Consider the following 3223-nt stretch of genomic DNA (forward strand, 5'->3'; position numbering starts at 1 on the left):
TTACAAAAAAAGTCTGTATTATAAATAACAGAGTGATTGTTACATTTTTCATATAGTGAATTTGAATTTGCCGATCGTATTTTTTTTTAATGTTTATATTTTCGTTTTTTTCAACGACCGCTAATATCTTGTTAGCGGTCATTGTTATTGTCTGTCCAATGTGTAATTCAGTTCAGTTACCCCACAAGTAAATTGTTGGGTAGTCAATAGGTTTAGTTTTATTTTGTCTTTGATGTCTACAAACAATGGAATGCCTCGTCCAAGAATAATTGGATTAACAAATAGCCAGTAGCCATCAATTAAGTTCTGTTGAATAAGTGAATGTGTGGCTGTCGGGCTACCAAAAAGTAAGATTTCTCCACCTGCCTGTTGTTTTATTTCGTTTATTTTGTCCGAAAGGTTGTTGCTGATAATCGTTGTATCAATCAAACCCGCGTCTTTCATTGTTTTCGATAAAACAACTTTGTGAACTTTGTTATACCACTTTGAATGTTCAATGTCGTGCTTGGTCGCTGTCGGCTTGTCTCCTGCGGTAGGCCAGTAATTTTCCATCATCTGGTAAGTTACTCGTCCATATAATGCCGTATCGGTTTCGTCTATCCGCTTACCGACATGATCAAAAAGTTCTTCACCAAGTTTTATCCAGTTCATCTCTCCTTTCGGTCCTGCCACAAAACCGTCAAGCGATATGTGCATAAATGAAATTATTTTTCTCATACTTTCTGTTTTTTTATTATTATTTATGGTTTGTTACTTTCTTTTACAATGACCGAAAACCGTTAGTGCTTCGTTGTTTTATTTCATCGTCAGTTTGTATCTTAAATGTGTTGTCAAGTCTGATGGTATTACTTCTACAATTTGAATATCATATTTGCCTTTGTCAATTCCGTCAAACAGCCGGATGCCACTTCCTAAAAAAACAGGGGCAATGTGAATAAAAAACTCATCAACAAGCCCTGCATGGAGATATTGTTGAATAGTGTCCGCACCACCTTGGATTCTTATGTCCTTGCCGTTAGCTGATTGTCTGGCTTTTTCTAAGGCGCTTTCTATGCCGTCATTGATGAAATAAAAAGTTGTTGTCCCTTTTTGCACCCAGGGCTCGCGTACTTCGTGTGTCAGTACATACACATTCGCTTTATATAGATCTTCTTTCCAATGGACTTCGCCTTCTTCAAACATTCGTTTCCCCATAATGTAAGAACCTGTTCTTGCAAAGACATCATCAATTAACTTACTGTCAGCACCATACTCTTCACCGCCTTCCATATTGACATTTTTCCAAAATGCTTTTTGTTTAAACATCCATTGGTGAATTTCTCCTGCAACTCCGCCCATTGGGTTGTCAGGGCTCCTGTTATCGCCTGCGAAAAAGCCGTCAAGTGATATTCCGCTGTCAAAGATAATTTTGCTCATTTTTCTTTTAGTTTAATATTTTGCTTTAAATTATTTATTTATTCCTGAGTTGATAGTTATTTAAAAATCTGCCCCTTTAGTTAAAACTCCGTCCATGAATAATTCATACGTTTTACCATCATTTGTAATTTCATGTTTTACTGTTAGAATTTTGCCATTCTCATCCATTACACCTGTTGTCCTCACTTCTTTGCCGTTCCATATCCAAATATTATTATTAATGGTGAGGGTAAACATCTCAAAACTACCATCTGGATTAAAATTGTAACTATCAAAGTCACCTGTTTTTGAGTTGTAACCAGTAATTTCCATTGCACCGAAACCACTTTTATCACGAATACCATAACCCATATGAAAGGTAAAATTTCCATCTGGCGACCATTGCCATATATCACTACCAATTACTTTTGAGGCTGGCTGACCATTCCGTGCATAGATGTTTGTTTGTGTTATCCAGCGCCCCACAATTTTTTTCAAAAGCTCTTTTTTTTCTTTGGGAATAACGTTGTTTTCTATTGCTTCAGTAGTTTTTTCGAGTCCTCGAAATCCTGTAAAGAAGAGCAATACAAAAGAAATGCCCGATGCGAATATTATTTTATTCATGTTATTATTCTTTAACTAATGTTTTGAGATAGTTTTCAAGTCGATTTAAGGTTTGCTTACCACTTTCAATGGCATTTACCCGTCTGTTTAATTCATCAATAATTTCTTTTGACTTAAATATTGACTTCAATGTCAGTAAGGTTTTTTCTTCAACTTCTTCAAATAAAACTAAAACTGTGAAGTTATAATCTTCGCTTTCCCCAAAATGTTTATAAGATAAAAGGGAAGGTTTTATTACTTCCACGTACTCAATTTTGTTATCCCAATCCTGTCCCCAACCATGCATAATAGAGTCCAAAATTTTGCCTGTTTCTACATTCATTGATTTTATAGTTAGCGAAAAACCATCTGGCCCCCACCATTCTTTTAAATGTGCTGGAGTCGTCCACACTTCCCAAACTAAATCCCTTGGGGCATCAAGAATCTTTGTATGTATAAGAATGTTCTCTTCTTATTTGAATGTATTATATTTTTCCATTTTTCTATTTCTTCTTTTTTTGAATTTTAGCCAGATAGCTTTCCAATGAGTCCAGTTTATCGTCCCAATATTTTCGGTATTGATCTACCCAATCTGTGACTTCATTTAATTTTTCGAGTTTAGCTTCGCAATATCTTTCCCTGCCTTGTTGTCTGATCACAATAAGACCACAATCATGAAGGAATTGCACATGCAATGAAACTGCTTGTCTGGTAATATCAAACTCCTTGGCAATGGCATTAACATTGAGTGATTTCCGGGCCAGCATACCTATAATTTGCCTGCGGGTTGGATCTGCTATCGCCTGAAAGATGTCTCTTGATTGTGTCATTATGCGCAAGTTATTTCTTGCAAATATATGCGCAATTTTTTTTATACTTTTAATAATTTTATTTATGGAAACCGAAAAAATAAGTTTAAATAAATGTATGAGAAACCAGCTTAGCAGAAGCACCCCGTTACCGGTGCCTCCACCAATTGCTATACTGTAAAGCATCGCTCCTCGCTTTTCCTGGTCCGTTCGGACTTCGTCAAGGCTTCGTCCCTCGCCTTTCCTCGTTCATTCCCTTCGCTGCGCTCGGGAACGCTCCGCTCGTGAACGTTCCTAAAGTTCGCTTCGCTCCTTTACTTACGGGCAAAAAAAATGCCCCGCAATTGCGGGGCAAATCGATTAATATTTGTATTCTTTAGGTTATGCAGCTTTGTCTCGCTCAACAAGTTCTCTAT

Annotated in this window: 5 protein-coding genes; all 5 read right to left on the reverse strand. The window is 36.7% G+C overall.

The features are described from left to right. Nucleotides 1-144: 144 nt before the first annotated feature. The 5 genes from VNZ46_RS02870 to VNZ46_RS02890 all read right to left on the reverse strand — a co-directional run bounded on the left by VNZ46_RS02870 (nucleotide 145) and on the right by VNZ46_RS02890 (nucleotide 2828). Nucleotides 145-717 (reverse strand): dihydrofolate reductase family protein, encoded by a 573-nt coding sequence (locus VNZ46_RS02870; protein ID WP_325558570.1) that lies wholly within the window; start codon nucleotides 715-717, stop codon nucleotides 145-147. A gap of 78 nt (nucleotides 718-795) precedes the next feature. Further along, nucleotides 796-1416 carry a dihydrofolate reductase family protein gene (locus VNZ46_RS02875; RefSeq protein ID WP_325558571.1) on the reverse strand — a complete coding sequence of 207 codons (621 nt, stop codon included), beginning with the start codon at nucleotides 1414-1416 and terminating at the stop codon, nucleotides 796-798. A 60-nt stretch (nucleotides 1417-1476) separates the two neighbouring features. Then, the gene (locus tag VNZ46_RS02880; RefSeq protein WP_325558572.1) at nucleotides 1477-2019 is read right to left on the reverse strand and encodes a hypothetical protein; all 543 of its coding nucleotides are present in this window, start codon (nucleotides 2017-2019) and stop codon (nucleotides 1477-1479) included. Between the two features lie 4 nt (nucleotides 2020-2023). After that, entirely contained in the window at nucleotides 2024-2461 is a 438-nt protein-coding gene (locus VNZ46_RS02885) for an SRPBCC domain-containing protein (RefSeq protein WP_325558574.1), read from the reverse strand. A gap of 40 nt (nucleotides 2462-2501) precedes the next feature. Continuing rightward, nucleotides 2502-2828, reverse strand: a complete 327-nt coding sequence (locus tag VNZ46_RS02890) for a metalloregulator ArsR/SmtB family transcription factor (protein WP_325558573.1) — start codon at nucleotides 2826-2828, stop codon at nucleotides 2502-2504. Between the last annotated feature and the right edge of the window lie 395 nt (nucleotides 2829-3223).

It is taken from the genome of Pedobacter sp., assembly GCF_035566355.1.
Taxonomy (GTDB): Bacteria; Bacteroidota; Bacteroidia; order Sphingobacteriales; family Sphingobacteriaceae; genus Pedobacter.